13 protein-coding genes are annotated in these 13,360 nt (G+C 72.1%); 4 read left to right on the forward strand and 9 right to left on the reverse strand.

The annotated features are described in order from the left end of the window. The first annotated feature begins 317 nt into the window (after nucleotides 1-317). The gene (locus tag ACQP2P_RS26050; protein WP_433604956.1) at nucleotides 318-476 is read left to right on the forward strand and encodes a hypothetical protein; all 159 of its coding nucleotides are present in this window, start codon (nucleotides 318-320) and stop codon (nucleotides 474-476) included. Nucleotides 477-788: 312 nt separating this feature from the next. Here the strand turns inward: ACQP2P_RS26050 and ACQP2P_RS26055 are convergent, their stop codons facing one another. The 4 genes from ACQP2P_RS26055 to pdhA all read right to left on the reverse strand — a co-directional run bounded on the left by ACQP2P_RS26055 (nucleotide 789) and on the right by pdhA (nucleotide 6,889). Continuing rightward, on the reverse strand, nucleotides 789-3,485 hold the full coding sequence (locus ACQP2P_RS26055) for a beta-L-arabinofuranosidase domain-containing protein (protein ID WP_433619270.1): 2,697 nt from the start codon (nucleotides 3,483-3,485) through the stop codon (nucleotides 789-791). A 146-nt stretch (nucleotides 3,486-3,631) separates the two neighbouring features. Continuing rightward, the gene (locus ACQP2P_RS26060) at nucleotides 3,632-4,804 is read right to left on the reverse strand and encodes a dihydrolipoamide acetyltransferase family protein (protein ID WP_433604958.1); all 1,173 of its coding nucleotides are present in this window, start codon (nucleotides 4,802-4,804) and stop codon (nucleotides 3,632-3,634) included. After that, complete coding sequence (locus tag ACQP2P_RS26065; protein ID WP_433619272.1) at nucleotides 4,797-5,792, reverse strand: alpha-ketoacid dehydrogenase subunit beta; 996 nt, start codon at nucleotides 5,790-5,792, stop codon at nucleotides 4,797-4,799. The genes ACQP2P_RS26060 and ACQP2P_RS26065 overlap by 8 nt, the downstream gene beginning before the upstream one ends. 5 nt (nucleotides 5,793-5,797) lie before the next feature. After that, nucleotides 5,798-6,889: a pyruvate dehydrogenase (acetyl-transferring) E1 component subunit alpha gene (gene pdhA, locus ACQP2P_RS26070; protein WP_433604960.1), complete on the reverse strand. Its 1,092-nt coding sequence runs from the start codon at nucleotides 6,887-6,889 to the stop codon at nucleotides 5,798-5,800. Nucleotides 6,890-7,023: 134 nt separating this feature from the next. Between pdhA and ACQP2P_RS26075 the strand changes: the two genes are divergently transcribed. Together ACQP2P_RS26075 and ACQP2P_RS26080 are read left to right on the forward strand one after the other, a co-directional pair. After that, nucleotides 7,024-7,461 carry an Lrp/AsnC family transcriptional regulator gene (locus ACQP2P_RS26075; protein ID WP_433089103.1) on the forward strand — a complete coding sequence of 146 codons (438 nt, stop codon included), beginning with the start codon at nucleotides 7,024-7,026 and terminating at the stop codon, nucleotides 7,459-7,461. Nucleotides 7,462-7,470: 9 nt separating this feature from the next. Next, a complete protein-coding gene (locus ACQP2P_RS26080) occupies nucleotides 7,471-7,911 on the forward strand; it encodes a TIGR03618 family F420-dependent PPOX class oxidoreductase (RefSeq protein ID WP_433604963.1) in 441 nt (146 codons plus the stop codon). A gap of 48 nt (nucleotides 7,912-7,959) precedes the next feature. Here ACQP2P_RS26080 and ACQP2P_RS26085 read toward each other — a convergent pair whose 3' ends face one another. Both ACQP2P_RS26085 and wrbA read right to left on the reverse strand, forming a co-directional pair. Continuing rightward, the gene (locus ACQP2P_RS26085; protein WP_433604965.1) at nucleotides 7,960-10,608 is read right to left on the reverse strand and encodes a glycosyl hydrolase; all 2,649 of its coding nucleotides are present in this window, start codon (nucleotides 10,606-10,608) and stop codon (nucleotides 7,960-7,962) included. Nucleotides 10,609-10,756: 148 nt separating this feature from the next. Then, complete coding sequence (wrbA, locus tag ACQP2P_RS26090; protein WP_433604967.1) at nucleotides 10,757-11,371, reverse strand: NAD(P)H:quinone oxidoreductase; 615 nt, start codon at nucleotides 11,369-11,371, stop codon at nucleotides 10,757-10,759. An 88-nt stretch (nucleotides 11,372-11,459) separates the two neighbouring features. Here wrbA and ACQP2P_RS26095 point away from each other — a divergent pair, with 88 nt between their 5' ends. Continuing rightward, nucleotides 11,460-12,062: a TetR/AcrR family transcriptional regulator gene (locus ACQP2P_RS26095; protein ID WP_433604969.1), complete on the forward strand. Its 603-nt coding sequence runs from the start codon at nucleotides 11,460-11,462 to the stop codon at nucleotides 12,060-12,062. A gap of 40 nt (nucleotides 12,063-12,102) precedes the next feature. On the opposite strand, the gene ACQP2P_RS26100 is transcribed toward ACQP2P_RS26095, so the two are convergent. From ACQP2P_RS26100 to ACQP2P_RS26110, 3 genes are all read right to left on the reverse strand, one after another. Beyond that, nucleotides 12,103-12,690, reverse strand: coding sequence for a hypothetical protein (locus ACQP2P_RS26100; protein ID WP_433604971.1), 588 nt, complete (start codon nucleotides 12,688-12,690; stop codon nucleotides 12,103-12,105). 307 nt (nucleotides 12,691-12,997) lie between these two features. Then, a complete protein-coding gene (locus ACQP2P_RS26105; protein WP_433604973.1) occupies nucleotides 12,998-13,186 on the reverse strand; it encodes a hypothetical protein in 189 nt (62 codons plus the stop codon). Beyond that, on the reverse strand, nucleotides 13,183-13,317 hold the full coding sequence (locus ACQP2P_RS26110) for a hypothetical protein (RefSeq protein WP_433604975.1): 135 nt from the start codon (nucleotides 13,315-13,317) through the stop codon (nucleotides 13,183-13,185). Before ACQP2P_RS26110 ends, ACQP2P_RS26105 begins: the two co-directional genes overlap by 4 nt. Nucleotides 13,318-13,360 lie beyond the last annotated feature (43 nt).

The raw sequence follows: 13,360 nt of genomic DNA on the forward strand, positions 1-13,360 counted from the left end.
CCGCTGATTGCAGTTTGCAACCGCTAGTGAGCCTAAGGCGAGTGGTGGCGGTTCGCAATCACTGCCCGGCGGTGCTCAGACGCGTCGGCGGACCGGGTGCGCATTGCCGTTGCGCAGGCACAGGTAGCCACCGGCCACGGCCCGGCCTCGCGGCACGGGGCAGCGCCGGCGTCGTGCACCAGCCGATCGACGCGGGTCATCGTCCGGCCCGTGGCCGCTCCGGCGGCCACGGCCGTTCCGCATCGCCGCGACCGGGCGGGCCGCGCCCGCGCGACTGCCGGGGATTGCATGTTCACCGCGCGGGTACACCAGAACGTATGCCGTCGATCGTGCAGCGCGTGATGCGCTTCCTCAACAGCCCCAACGGTCGCCGCGTGGTCGAGCTGGGGCGGCGGGAGCTGTCCAAGCCGGCCAACCAGGAGAAGCTGCGGCGGCTGGCGACCCGCGCCCTGAACCGCCGCCCCGGCCACCGCTGAGCCAGGGCCCGGCTGCACCGGGCTCTGGCCGGCGTCCCCCCACCGGCGACGACGCCGGCTTCGCCAACGTCTCCACCGTCATCCCGGGCCCGGCCGGCGGAGAAGCTGACGACGGGTGCGCCGGAGGTGCGTGGGCGCCCGGTGGCCGGGCCGGAGGAGCCGGTCGCCGCACCGGTGCCGACCAGCGAATCGATGTGCCGCCGCACCCGTTGCTGGATCTCACCACTCGGCACGGCCCCCGCTGGTTGCGGTTGCAACCGCTCGTGCGCCCAACACGAGCGATGGTGGTTCGCCGTCACTGGCCGGCGGCGCTCACACGAACCGCCACAGGTGGTCGTCGGTGCCGTTGTCGTCCCAGAGCAGCACCTGGGCGCCCTGGGCCGTCGAGGCGCCGTTGACACCCAGCACCCGGCCGCCGTTGGCGGACTGGATGCGGAAGCAGCCGTTCGCGCCGTAGCGCAGCCGCCAGCGGCGGTCGTTCGCGCCGGTGTCCGGCAGCTGGACGGCCCGGGTCCCGTTCGCGGTGCCGTTGTTCTCGACACCCAGGACCTTGCCGCTGTTGCCGTTGCGCAGGCGCAGGTAGCCACCGGTGTCCACGATCGCCGTCCACAGGTGGTCGCTCGTGCCGGTGTCGCCCCACTGCACGAGCAGGGCACCGTCCGCCGTGGACATGTTCGTGACGCCGAGGACAAGGCCGCTGCGCAGGTTCTGGATGCGGCGCGTGCCGTCGGGCAGGAAGCGCCACCGGTTGTCCGCCGAGCCGTCGTCGGGCGACTGGACCGCCTGCGCGCCCTGCGCCGTCGAGCCGCCGAGGATCGCCAGCACCTTGCCGCTGTTGACGTTGCGCAGCCCGTGGGTGCCGTCGCCGTTGTCGACGATGGTCCACCGGTGATCGGCGGTGCCGTTGTCCGTCCACTGCAGCACGTTCGCGTCGTCCGCGGTGGACATGCCGGTGACGCCGAGGACCTTGCCGCTGTTGAGGTTGCGCAGCCGGACCGCGGTGCCGTCGAGGACCAGCTCCCAGCTGTGGTCGGGCGTGCCGGTGTCGCCCCACTGCAGGGCGAGGCCGCCGTCCGCGGTGGACATGTCCCGCACGCCGAGCACCAGGCCGCTGGCGGCGTTGGCGAGCCGGAACGTGGACGCCGCGGCGCCGGTGCTCCAGTAGACGGTGTAGTTGAAGCCCTGGGCGTCGTGGAACGGGCCCAGGGCCACCGTGGCGTTGTTCGCCGTGGCGGTGAACGTGAGCGCCGTCGTGCTCGTGCGGGTGACCGACGACGGGGTCAGCGCCGGCAGGGCGGACAGGGCGGTGGTGCCGTAGTTGCCGGCCAGGACGACCGGGCCGTAGGTGAGCGCGACGACGTTGGCGTTGTCGTTGGCCGGGCGGACCGCCACGGCCATGGGCAGCCGCACGGTGACCGTGTCGCCGGAGGTCCAGGTGCGGGTCAGCGAGGCGTAGGTGCCGGGCGTGGTCGCGACGGACTGGGCGGTGCCGTTGACGCTGATCGTGGCATTGGCGGCCCAGGCGGGGATGCGCACGCGCATGGTCCACGAGCCGCTCGCGGTGCCGGTGACCGTCAGGGTGGTGGTGTCGCTCGCCGGGTAGGACGTGGACTGCGTGACCGTGATGCCGCGCTGGGTCCAGGTCAGCACCGACGGGACGAACAGGTTCACCGTCAGCGTGGTGCCGTTGTAGAAGTAGATCGAGTCGGCGAGCTTCGTGTTCACCTCCACGCCGGTGCCCTGGCAGCACCAGAAGGAGTTGTAGTCGGTGCTCCACGTGCCGCCGCCCCACGCCGGCCCGACCCCGCGGCGGCCGCCGGGCTTGAGCGGGGTGAAGTAGGTGACGTGGCCGTGGGCGTCGGCCGGGTTCTGCGCGCCGATCACGTGGTTGAGCAGGGCGCGTTCGAAGAAGTCGAAGTAGGCGGCCTGGTCGGGCTGCAGCAGCCACAGCTCGCGGGTGAGCTTGAGCATGTTGTAGCTGTTGCAGTGCTCGCAGGTGTCGTTCGTCAGGTAGCCGGCGATGGCGTTCGGGGCGCGGAAGTGCTCGGCCTGGCTGTTGCCGCCGATGACGTACGAGTGCGCGCCCGTCGTGATCGCCCAGGCGTTGACGGCGATGTCCCGGTAGCGGGTCGTGCCGGTCGCCTTGTACTCCCGCGCGGCCCCGATCCACTTCGGCACCTGCGTGTTGGCGTGCAGGCCGTTGAGCTGGTCGGTGTTGGACGCGAGCGGGTTGAACACCGCCGCGTGGTCGAAGCGCTGGGCGGCGGTGAGCCAGCGGGCGTCGCCGGTCTGCTGGTAGACGTCGGTGAGCACGGCGTTCATGCCGCCGAACTCGGTGCCGAGCACCGCCTGCATCTGGCTCGCGCTGAGCCGCCCGGTGCGGGTGTCCACCCAGCCGCACAGCGCCAGCAGCACATCCCTGGCCTGGGTGCTGCCGATGTACCGCCACACGTCGAGCAACCCCGCGAGCGTCTTGTGGATGCAGTACCAGGGGACGTTGCCGTTGCTCAGCGTGCCCGACTCCAGCGCGGTGAAGTCCGACTCGGGGAAGCCCGACAGGTATCCGGCGGCGAATCCCGCGGCCGCGTTGTTGCCCTGGCAGGCGGCCAGGCCCGCGACCATCGCGTTCGCCTTGTCCCGGCAGGTGGTGTCGCCCAGCGTCGCGTAGGCCTGGGCCCAGGCGCTGAGCAGGTGGCCCTGCATGTGGGTGCGGAACGGGAACGTCGGCGCGTCCCAGCCGCCCGTCGCCGCCGCGCCGTTCGTGGACAGCCGGTGGTTGGACCGGAAGTTGTAGAGCATCCGGTCGACGTCGAGGAACCGCAGGTACGCCAGCGTCCGGCTCTGGTTGTCGAAGAACCGCCCGGCGGTGAGCCGCACCTGGCTCAGGTCGAACGGGTAGGCCGCGACGCCGATGTCGGCTCGGGCGGGCGCGAGCGCCGCGGCGGCGGGCGCCCCGGCGAGGCCCGCGGCGGCGCCGGCCGCGACCAGCGAGGCGCCGCTCGCGCGCATGACGGCACGGCGGCTGATGGGAGAGGTCAGCACGAATCCTCCGTTGTTAGCGCTCACATCATGGCGGCGAGGTGAGCGCCGGGAGACGGGTTGGCGGAATGCTGGCCAGTCTCAGCGATGCGTGCCGATGTGTCAAGACACCCGCGTCACAGGTCTCCGAGGGCGGTCAGGGGCGACTCGACGCAGTCGGCGACGTAACGCAGGAAGCCGCCCGCCGCCCCGCCGTCGCACACGCGGTGGTCGAAGGCGAGGGTCAGCTGGCTCACCTTGCGCACGGTGAGCTGCCCGTCGACGACCCACGGCCGGTCGATGATCCGGCCGATGCCGAGGATCGCGACCTCGGGGTGGTTGATGATCGCGGCCGAGCCGTCGACGCCGAAGACGCCGTAGTTGTTCACCGTGAACGTGCCCCCGGTCAGGTCGGCCGGGGCCAGGGTGCCCTCGCGCGCGGCCCGGGTGCGCTCGGCCATCGCCGCCGAGAGGGCGCGGGTCGCCAGGCGGTGCGCGTCGCGGACGACCGGGACCACGAGGCCCCGCTCGGTCTGCGCGGCGAATCCCAGGTGTACGTGCCCCGGTATGACGATCTCGTCCCGCTCGACGCGGGCGTTGAGCTCGGGATGACGCTGCAGGCCGAGCAGCGCGAAGCGGGACAGCAGCCCGAGCAGGCTGACCGGCCGCTCGGGGTCGCGCGCGTTGAGCACGGCCCGGGCCGCGAGGAACCCGGTCGCGTCGACGTCGACCCACACGGTCGCCTCGGGGATCTCCCGCCGCGACCGGCTGAGCTTCTCGGCCGCGGTCTTGCGCAGCGCCACCCGCCGCTCGCCCACGGCGACCGGCCCGGCAAGCGCCTTCTCGACGTCGGCCCGGCGGATCAGACCCTCGGGGCCGGTGCCCACCACGGTCTTCAGGTCCAGGCCGCCCTCGCGGGCGAGCCGGCGCACCAGCGGCGAGATGACCCGCACGGGCCCGCGGTGCGGCACGGCGGCCGCGGCGCGGCGGCTCCCGCGCCGGCGGCGGGTCTCGGTGGTGGTGCCGTAGCCGATGAGCACGTTGCCGCTGACGACACCCGGCTCCTGCAGCCCCTCCACCGGCGTGACCGTGATCAGCGGCGCGCCGACCCGGACCATGGTGCCGGGGGCGGCGTGCAGGGCGGTGACGGTACCGGCGAAGGGAACCGGCACCTCGACCGACGCCTTGGCCGTCTCGACCTCGACGACGGGCTGGTCGACGCGCACGGTGTCGCCGACGCGCACCATCCAGGACAGCACCTCGGCCTCGGTCAGGCCCTCGCCCAGGTCGGGCAGGCGGAAGTCAGGCATGGTCGTCCCACTGCAGTTTGGCGACGGCGTCGAGGATGCGGTCGGCGTTGGGCAGGTGATGGTGCTCGAGGTGCGGCGGCGGATACGGGATGTCGAGGCCGGTCACGCGCAGGATCGGGGCCTCGAGGTGGTGGAAGCACTGCTCCTGCAGGCGGGCGACGACCTCGGCGCCGTACCCGCCGAACCGCGCGGCCTCGTGCACCACGACGGCGCGGCCGGTCCGGCGCACGGAGGCGCTGACGGTGGCGTCGTCGAACGGCGAGAGGCTGCGCAGGTCGATCACCTCGAGGTCCCAGCCCTCCTCGACGGCGGCGTCGGCCGCCTCGAGCGCGGTGGCGACCGTGCCGCCGTAGGTGATGACGGTGGCGTCGCGGCCGGGGCGGCGCACGAGCGCCCGGTCGATCGCGGGGCCGTCGGCCGTGAGGGGCTCGGTCTCCTTGGCCCAGTACCGCCGCTTGGGCTCCAGGAAGACGACCGGGTCGGGGCAGGCGATCGCCTGGCGCAGGAGCCGGTACGCGTCCGACGCCGTGCCGGGCGTGACGACCCGCAGCCCGGGGGTGTGCGTGTAGTACGCCTCGGACGAGTCGCAGTGGTGCTCGACGCCGCCGATCCCGCCGCCGTACGGCACCCGGATGACGATCGGCAGCTCCACCTTGCCGCGGGTCCGGTTGCGCAGCTTCGCGAGGTGGCTGGTGATCTGCTCGAAGGCCGGGTACGCGAACGCGTCGAACTGCATCTCCACGACGGGGATCATCCCGTTCATCGCCATGCCGATCGCGGTGCCGACGATCCCGGACTCGGCCAGCGGGGTGTCGAAGACCCGGCCGTCGCCGAACTTGGCCGCGAGCCCGTCGGTGACCCGGAAGACGCCGCCGAGGGTGCCGACGTCCTCGCCGAAGACGAGCACCCGGGGATCGTCGGCGAGCGCGTCGGCCAGGGCGGCGTTGAGCGCCCCGGCCAGGCTGACCTCCGTCGGCCGCTCCACCATGCCGGTCATGCCGCCTCCCGCGCGATCTCGGCCAGTTCACCCAGCAGCTCGTCCCGCTGCGCGACCAGCGCCGGGGTCGGCTGCGCGTAGACGTGCTCGAACAGCTCGGCGGGGTCGAGCACCGCGTCGGCGTTCATCTGCTCGCGGACCGTCGTGGCGAACCGCTCGGCCTGCTCGGCGAAGTCGGACGCGACGGCGTCGTCGAGGATGCCGGCGGCGCGCAGGTACGCGTCGAGGCGGCTCAGCGGGTCCCGCCGCAGCCAGGCCTGGACCTCCTCGGCCTCCCGGTAGCGGGTCGCGTCGTCGGCGTTGGTGTGGGCCTCGATGCGGTACGTCAGGGCCTCGATCAGCGTCGGGCCCTCCCCCGCCGCGGCGTGCGCGATCGCCTCGCTGACCACGGCGTGCACGGCGGCCGCGTCGTTGCCGTCGACCAGGCGGGAGCGCATGCCGTACCCGACGCCCTTGTACGCCAGCCGGGGCGCGGCGGTCTGCTTCTCCAGCGGCACACTGATCGCGTAGCCGTTGTTCTGCACCAGGAACACCACGGGCGCCTTCCACACCGCGGCGAAGTTCAGCGCCTCGTGCGTGTCGCCCTCGCTGGTCGCGCCGTCGCCGAGCAGCACCACGGCGACCTGGTCCTCGCCCTTGAGCCGCGCGGCGTGCCCGAGGCCGACCGCGTGCAGGGTGTTCGTGGCCAGCGGGGTGCACTGCGGGGCGACGCGGTGCTCGTGCGGGTCGTAGCCGCAGTGCCAGTCGCCGCGCAGGAGGGAGAGCACCTCGGCCGGCGGGACGGCGCGGGACACGATCGCCACGCAGTCGCGGTAGGTCGGGAACAGCCAGTCCTGCTCACGCAGCGCGAGGACGGCGCCGATCTGGCACGCCTCCTGCCCGTGCGAGGACGGGTACACCGCGAGGCGGCCCTGCTTGGTGAGCGCGGTCGCCTGGGCGTCGAAGCGGCGGCCGATCGTCATCCGGCGGTACAGCTCCAGCAGGACGGCCGCATCGGGCATGGCGAGTTCGCCTGGGCATGCTTGGCCCTCGGCGTCGATCAGGCCGAGCGGGGTGGTGCTCGGCAGCAGCGCCTCGATGGTGGTCACCGTCCAGATTTTCGGCCCCCGCCCGGCCATCGGTCCAGCTCAGGACTCCATTCAAAGACGAATGGCGCTCTGGTACGGTCGGCGGGCGCCAAACGTTCATTTCGACGGCCCGGCGACGGTGTGTGAGGAGACGGATGGCCGAGCTCGACGACGTCGACCGCCGGATCGTCCAGGCGCTGCGGGCCGACGGCCGGGCGTCGATGCGCGCCCTGGCCGAGGCGCTGCACATCTCGCGCGCGAACGTCTACGCGCGCGTCCAGCGCCTCGAGGCCGACGGCGTGATCACGGGCTACACGGCGACGATCGACCCGCAGCGGTACGGCCTGGGCGTGGCCGCCTACGTCTACGTGAACATCTCGCAGCACTCCTGGAAGGCCGTACGGTCGCGGATCCTGGCCCTGCCGGAGGTCGACCATGCGGCCCTCGTGTCCGGCTCGCACGACCTGGTGCTGCTCGTGCGCACCCGCGACACCACCTCCCTGCGCGAGCTGGTGCTGACCCAGCTGCAGGGCATGCCGGAGATCACCTCGACCGAGACGGTGCTCATCTTCGACGAGCTGCGCAGCCCGTAGGCTTTCACCATGACAACGCTGGAGGATTTCGCCGGGCTCGCCGCGCGGGAGCACGGCCTCGTGGTCGTCTCGACGGTGCGGGCCGACGGCACGGTCCAGGCGTCGGTGGTGAACGCGGGCGCGATGACGAACCCGCTGACCGGGGCGCCGGCGCTCGCCTTCGTGACGTACGGGAAGGTGAAGCTGGCCAACCTGCGCGCCCGGCCTCACCTGACCCTGACGGCCCGGGCCGGCTGGGAGTGGGCCTCGGTCGAGGGCACCGCGACGCTGATCGGCCCGGACGACCCCGCGCCGGGCGTCGACGCGGACCGGCTGCGGCTGCTGCTGCGCGAGGTCTTCACCGCGGCGGGCGGGGATCACGACGACTGGGACGAGTACGACCGGGTGATGGCCGAGCAGCGCCGCACGGTCGTGCTGGTCGACCCGGCGCGCGTCTATAGCAACCGCTGAGGCGGGGGCGGCCCCGGCGCAACCAGGGCCGCCCTCGCCTGGCAACACTCAGCCGAACAGCAGCAGCTGCCACAGGTCGTAGGAGCGGATGCCGCGGCCGTGGGTGGCGGCGTAGAGGCGCAGGCCGTAGAGGCCGGTCCGCAGCTCCATCGTGGTGGTCGTCGGCAGGTTGCGGCCGAGGACCTTCCAGCCCGTCTGGCCCGGCGCGCGGTACAGCACCCCGAGGTCCGTGCCGACGACCAGGCCGCCGCCCCACACGACCTTCAGCGCGTTGGCCGGGATGTCCGGCAGGTTCGCGGAGATGTCGGCCCAGTGGGCGCCCGCGTCACGCGACTCGAAGACGTGCCCGACGCCGGCGCCGGGGCCCTCGGTCCACTTGCGGGAGTAGCCGTTCATCGCGACGTACACGTGGTTCGGGTTCGCCGGGTCGACGTCGAAGCCGGAGACGTACCGGTTCGGGATCACCCCGTCGGCCGGCAGGCTCAGCTGGTGCCAGCCCGTCCCGTCCGCCTTGCCGACCGCGATGCCGCGCGTGAAGCCCTGGTTGTTGCACGGGCCGCACCAGCCGGCGTAGACCGTGCCGCCGGAGATGGACACGCCGGTCGCGACGTGGCCCGCGCCCAGGTCGAACACGTTGACCCAGTCCGCGCCGGACTGGATCGCGAAGCCCTTGTGCTGGACCCACACGTGGGTGCCGCCGGCCACCCAGTCGTTGACGTTGCCCGGGTCGGCCGCGATCGGGGCGATGAACCGCGCGCCGGCCGAACCGAGGGCGTTGTCGGGCGGGGCGACGTTGCGGCTGGAGACCTTGCTCGGGTCGGTCGTCCAGGAGCCGTCGTTGACCGCGCAGTTGTTCGTCACGGACAGGGCGAGGTACACGTACTCCGCCGCGATGTTGCAGCCGTTGTTCGGGTCGACGATGGTGTCGCCGCCGTCGCCGCCGAAGTTCGAGCCCATCACCCTGTCGCCCGGGCGCAGGATCGACTCGCCGTTGTCCTGCAGGCCGCCGCTGATCGCCACGCCCGCGTTGCGCCCCTGCCGGTCGGTGCCGACGCCCACGGAGTAGTACTGCAGGACGTCCATGCTGCCGTCGTTGAGCGACACCCAGTCGGTCGCGTGCCCCGATGCGTCCGCCTTGCCGTTCGCCGGCCGGCGGTAGATGCCGCCGTCGTCGCCGACGACGAGGTACGGCTTGCCGCCGTTGCTGCCGATCGCGGCCGCGTGCTGGTCGGCGTGGACGGTCTGGTGGCAGTCGCCGGTCTGCTTCGACGGGTCGATGTTCCAGCACGGGAAGTTGAAGTTCCAGTACGGTCCCGGGGTCGTCCACGTCGCGCCCGCGTCCTTGGACTCGAAGACCTCCTCCAGCCCGACGTACAGGTGCCGCGGGTCGGCCGGGTCGACCTGGACGAACTGGTTGTACCAGGCCTGGATGCCCGGCATGTAGCCCGGCGAGGTGTTCGCGGAGCCCGACGCGGCCAGCTTGTGGTAGTCCGCGACCCGGGTCCACGGGCCGAGCGGGTTGCCGTTGTTCGAGACGAAGATGCCGAAGAGGTTGGAGTCCCCGTTCGTCGCGAGCATCTCGGGCGACTGCTCGATCGCGTAGTACTTGCTGCCGTCGGCGGAGCGGCCGAACGTCACCGCGCCGAGGTTGTCCGGGTCGCTCGCGATGTCCCCGGCGAGCGTGGTCCTCTGCCAGGTGCCGCCGCTGCGAACGTAGAAGCCGTTGTAGTCGTCGCCGCTGCGCCAGCCGATCGCGAGCACGACCTTCGACGGATCGCGGGGGTCGATCGCGATGTCGTTGGCGATGTTCTTGTACGGCGCCTCCTCGTCGGCCGCGTCGGCGCCGCCGGGCAGGAACGACGGGTTCGGCGCGAACTCGAGGTGCCAGGGGCCCGCGAGGTTCGTGGTGGAGTGGGTCCAGACGCCGCGGCTCGTGGCCGCCCACACGGTGTCGCCGCCGAAGCGCAGCGCCCGGATGGTGGTGTTCTCCAGTTCGGTACCGCCGACACGGTCGCTCGCCCGGAACTCGCCGTGGCGCGGGTCGGCGAGGACGTACACGCCGGTGCCGACGAAGCTCGTCGCGCTCGTGTTCGCCTCGCCGGTCGCGAACCACAGCCGGCCGCGCCCGTCGAGGCGCAGGTCGCCGGTGGCCGGGGCCGGGAGCTTGTCGGAGATCGGCTGCCACCGGCCGCCGCCGGTGGAGGAGCGCCAGACGCCGCCGTTGGCCGAGCCGGCGTACACGTAGCCGTGGTCGTCCGCCGCCATGCCGACCACGCGGCCCGTCACGTTGCCGGCGCCGCCGGACGAGTTCGAGTTGATGTCGCGGTACCGCGGGTCGTCGGAGTTGTACGGAAGGCCGGTCTCGTCGGTCCAGTTCCCGCCGGTGCGGGGCAGGGCCCGCAGTTGCGCCCAGGCGGCCGAGTACGCGCCCGGGGCCACGACCCCGGGCGCGCTGCGGGCCTCGTTCCACTGGTCGGCCTGCTCCATGATGTCGCTGGAGCCCTCTTCGTCGTCCTCGCCCGGTGCGGCCGCGAAGCTGTGGACGGTGCCGGTGCGGTGCGCGGTGTTCGCCAGGTCGTTGAACCTGGCCGGACGCGGCGTGCCGGGTGCGGCGGTGGCCGGCGCTCCGGCAATGGTGAGCGCTAACGCGGAGAGTCCCGCGGTGATGAGCAGACGTCGATGCCGAAGTCGCGGCAAGGCCGGCTCCCTCCAGAACCGTGCGCCGGTCGTCGGTGGCCGGCGCATTCACGCCTGATTGACTCATTCACCGCGATAAACATCAAGTCTTCTTGATCTTACATTGCGTAGGAGACGCAATTCTCCATTGGTACGTGACACTGGACGATTAGCTTAGGCTGAGCACACTTTCGCGCAGCCGGGCGGCGACGGTCGCGAGCCGTTTCCCCTGGTAGCGGGCAGCCGCGAGGGTCGCCACGGAGGGCGCGCCGTCCGTTCCGGGGTGCCCGGCACCGTACGGGTTGCCGCGGGCGGCGTGAATTGCCGGATCGGTGTATCCGGGCGGAACAATGAACGCGCCCCAGTGGTAGAACGTGTTATAGAGCGCGAGGAGCGTGGATTCATTCCCACCCTGGGCGTTGGCCGCACTGGTGAACGCGGTGGCCGCCTTGTCCGCGAGCCGCCCGGCCGCCCACAGCCCGCCGGTCGTGTCGATGAACTGCTTGAGCTGCGCGGCGACGTTGCCGAACCGCGTCGGTGAGCCGAACGCGTAGGCGTCCGCCCAGGTCAGATCGTCGTGCGTGGCGACCTCGACGTGCGAATTCGCCTGAATGTGCGCCCGCCAGGCCGGATTGGCGTCAATGGCGGCGTCCGGCGCAAGCTCGGGCACCCGCCGGAGCCGCACCTCGGCGCCGGCCTCGAGCGCCCCTTCCGCGACCGCCTCGGCCAGCGCGTGCACGTTTCCCGTGGCTGAGTAGTAGATGACGGCGACCTTCGCACCCATGACGCCTCCAAGAAGTGGAACTCTTTCCGGTTACACTCGGAGCCTAAGTGGAACTTCTTCCACTTACAAGGGATGCGAGGATCGTCACGTGACCCGCCGCAAGCCGACCCCCCTGCCGCTCATCGACCAGCCCCCGGCCGAGCGGGCGGACGCCGCGCGCAACCGGCAGCGGCTGGTGGAGGCGGCATCGCGGATCGTGTCCGCGCGGGGCGTGGCGGCGCTGGCGCTCGACGAGGTCGCCCGGGAGGCGGGCGTCGGCGTCGGTACGGCCTATCGCCGCTTCGGCGACGTGGGGGCACTCGCGTACGCGCTGCTGGAGGACCACGAGGTGCGCTTCCAGGAGGCCTTCCTGACCGGCCCGCCACCGCTGGGCCCGGGCGCACCGCCGGCCGCGCGAATCCGCGCGTTCGTGTTCGCGTTGCTGGACTTGCAGGAGGAGCAGTGGGACCTGCGCCTGCTGGCCGCGAAGAAGGCGGCGCAGGGGCACGGGAGCGGCCCTTACCCGACGTACCACCTGCATCTGGTACGCCTGCTGGAGTCTTTGGATCGCGACCTGGACGCGCCTTATCTGGCGAGCGCGCTGCTGGCCCTGCTCCAGCCGAACGTGCTGGAGCACCAGCGCCGGACCCTGGATCTGAGCCCGACGCGAATCCGCAACGGCATCGAATCCGTACTCGACGGCCTGCTGTAGGCCGCGCGCTCGCTGGTCCGCGGGCGAGGACCGCGAAGGGTCAGGCGCCGGAGGCGAAGGTCTCGATGTCGTCGATCGTCTCCCGGGCGCGGTCGCCGAGCGTCGGATCGTCCAGGAGTTCGCGCAACACCGGCAGCACCGTCTCCCGGTCGATCGCCCGGTGCCGCCGCGCGACATGTCCGAGGCAGGTGACCGCCAGTGCTCGCAGCTGGGCGTCGGCGTCGCCGTCGATGATCTGGAGCAGCAGCCGTTCGGTCCAGCCGCGGTCCGGCTCGCGATGCGCGAGCTCGAGCAGGGCATCGGTCGCGATGTCGAGGTCCGCGCCGTGCACCATCGCGAGTTGCTCGTCGCGCCACTCGCGCGTCGGCGCCGCGGACTCCTGTGGTTCCGGTGTCCGCTGCGATGGGTGTTCGGCGGCCCAGCGCCGGTGCTCGCGTTCGAGCATCTGCGGGTATCCGCTGAACTGCGGCCCCGCCTCCTGCAGTGCGGCGACGATCCACTCGCGGGCCTGCGGCGGCGAGGCGCCCCAGCGCCAGACGAGTTCCCGCTTCGCGTTGCGCTCGCGGCCGAACGGCCACGCGTGCAGCACCGGCAACAGCGGGAACCCGTGCAGGATCTCGGCGATCATGCGGATCCGCGCGGCGCGTCCCCCCGTCCTCGTCCCGGTCAAGATCGCGGGCCAGCAAGCGGATCTCCAACGTTCCGATGCTCAGCAGGGCAGCCGCGGCGCGCACCGCCGTCGCCCTGCCGGAGATGATCGGCACCGAACCACCCCTCATCAGCCGCCAGGTCTCGACGGTGGCAACGGCGCCGCCGGGCATCAGCGTTCCACAGCACGTCAGTCCGCGGATTGGACGATGCCGCCAACCGGCGGGTGGAGTTCCCGATGGGACGCGTCCTCCGAGCCCAACGGGCTCGGCGCCCCGCCCCCGATCTCAAACTCCGCCCACGACCCCGGCAAAGAGGAAGTCGATGACCCGAATCGGCGCGCCGCCATCGCCGTCGCCCTCGTCCGGCTCAGGCAGGCTGCGGACCAGCGCCTGGCTGTCTCCATGTCGATAGTCGAGCAGGTGAAACCGCCGCCCGTCGCTGACACCGATCGCATCGGCGCGTTGGATACTCAAGACTTGGCCTTAGCACTCGACGACTCGACCGCCTTACGGGCAGCAGCGGCAATGGCCGCATCGGCATGCCGCTGCTTGGCTTCCAGCAGCTCGACGGAGTCTTGCGGATCAACGCCGGCCAAGGCGTCCATCGCCTGAATCGCGACGGTGTCGTCATCGATCGCGGCCCGGAGG

The organism is Dactylosporangium sp. CA-139114, assembly GCF_050955725.1.
GTDB lineage: Bacteria > Actinomycetota > Actinomycetes > Mycobacteriales > Micromonosporaceae > Dactylosporangium.

What these genes read in the sequence shown, in the direction of transcription:
- ACQP2P_RS26080 (WP_433604963.1), top strand. Translation starts at nt 7,471, where the DNA reads ATGACAACGCTGGAGGATTTCGCCGGGCTCGCCGCGCGGGAGCACGGC.
- ACQP2P_RS26100 (WP_433604971.1), bottom strand. Translation starts at nt 12,690, where the DNA reads ATGATCGCCGAGATCCTGCACGGGTTCCCGCTGTTGCCGGTGCTGCAC.
- ACQP2P_RS26065 (WP_433619272.1), bottom strand. Translation starts at nt 5,792, where the DNA reads ATGGTGGAGCGGCCGACGGAGGTCAGCCTGGCCGGGGCGCTCAACGCC.
- ACQP2P_RS26055 (WP_433619270.1), bottom strand. Translation starts at nt 3,485, where the DNA reads ATGCGCGCGAGCGGCGCCTCGCTGGTCGCGGCCGGCGCCGCCGCGGGC.
- ACQP2P_RS26050 (WP_433604956.1), top strand. Translation starts at nt 318, where the DNA reads ATGCCGTCGATCGTGCAGCGCGTGATGCGCTTCCTCAACAGCCCCAAC.
- ACQP2P_RS26060 (WP_433604958.1), bottom strand. Translation starts at nt 4,804, where the DNA reads ATGCCTGACTTCCGCCTGCCCGACCTGGGCGAGGGCCTGACCGAGGCC.
- ACQP2P_RS26075 (WP_433089103.1), top strand. Translation starts at nt 7,024, where the DNA reads ATGGCCGAGCTCGACGACGTCGACCGCCGGATCGTCCAGGCGCTGCGG.
- ACQP2P_RS26110 (WP_433604975.1), bottom strand. Translation starts at nt 13,317, where the DNA reads ATGGACGCCTTGGCCGGCGTTGATCCGCAAGACTCCGTCGAGCTGCTG.
- wrbA (WP_433604967.1), bottom strand. Translation starts at nt 11,371, where the DNA reads ATGGGTGCGAAGGTCGCCGTCATCTACTACTCAGCCACGGGAAACGTG.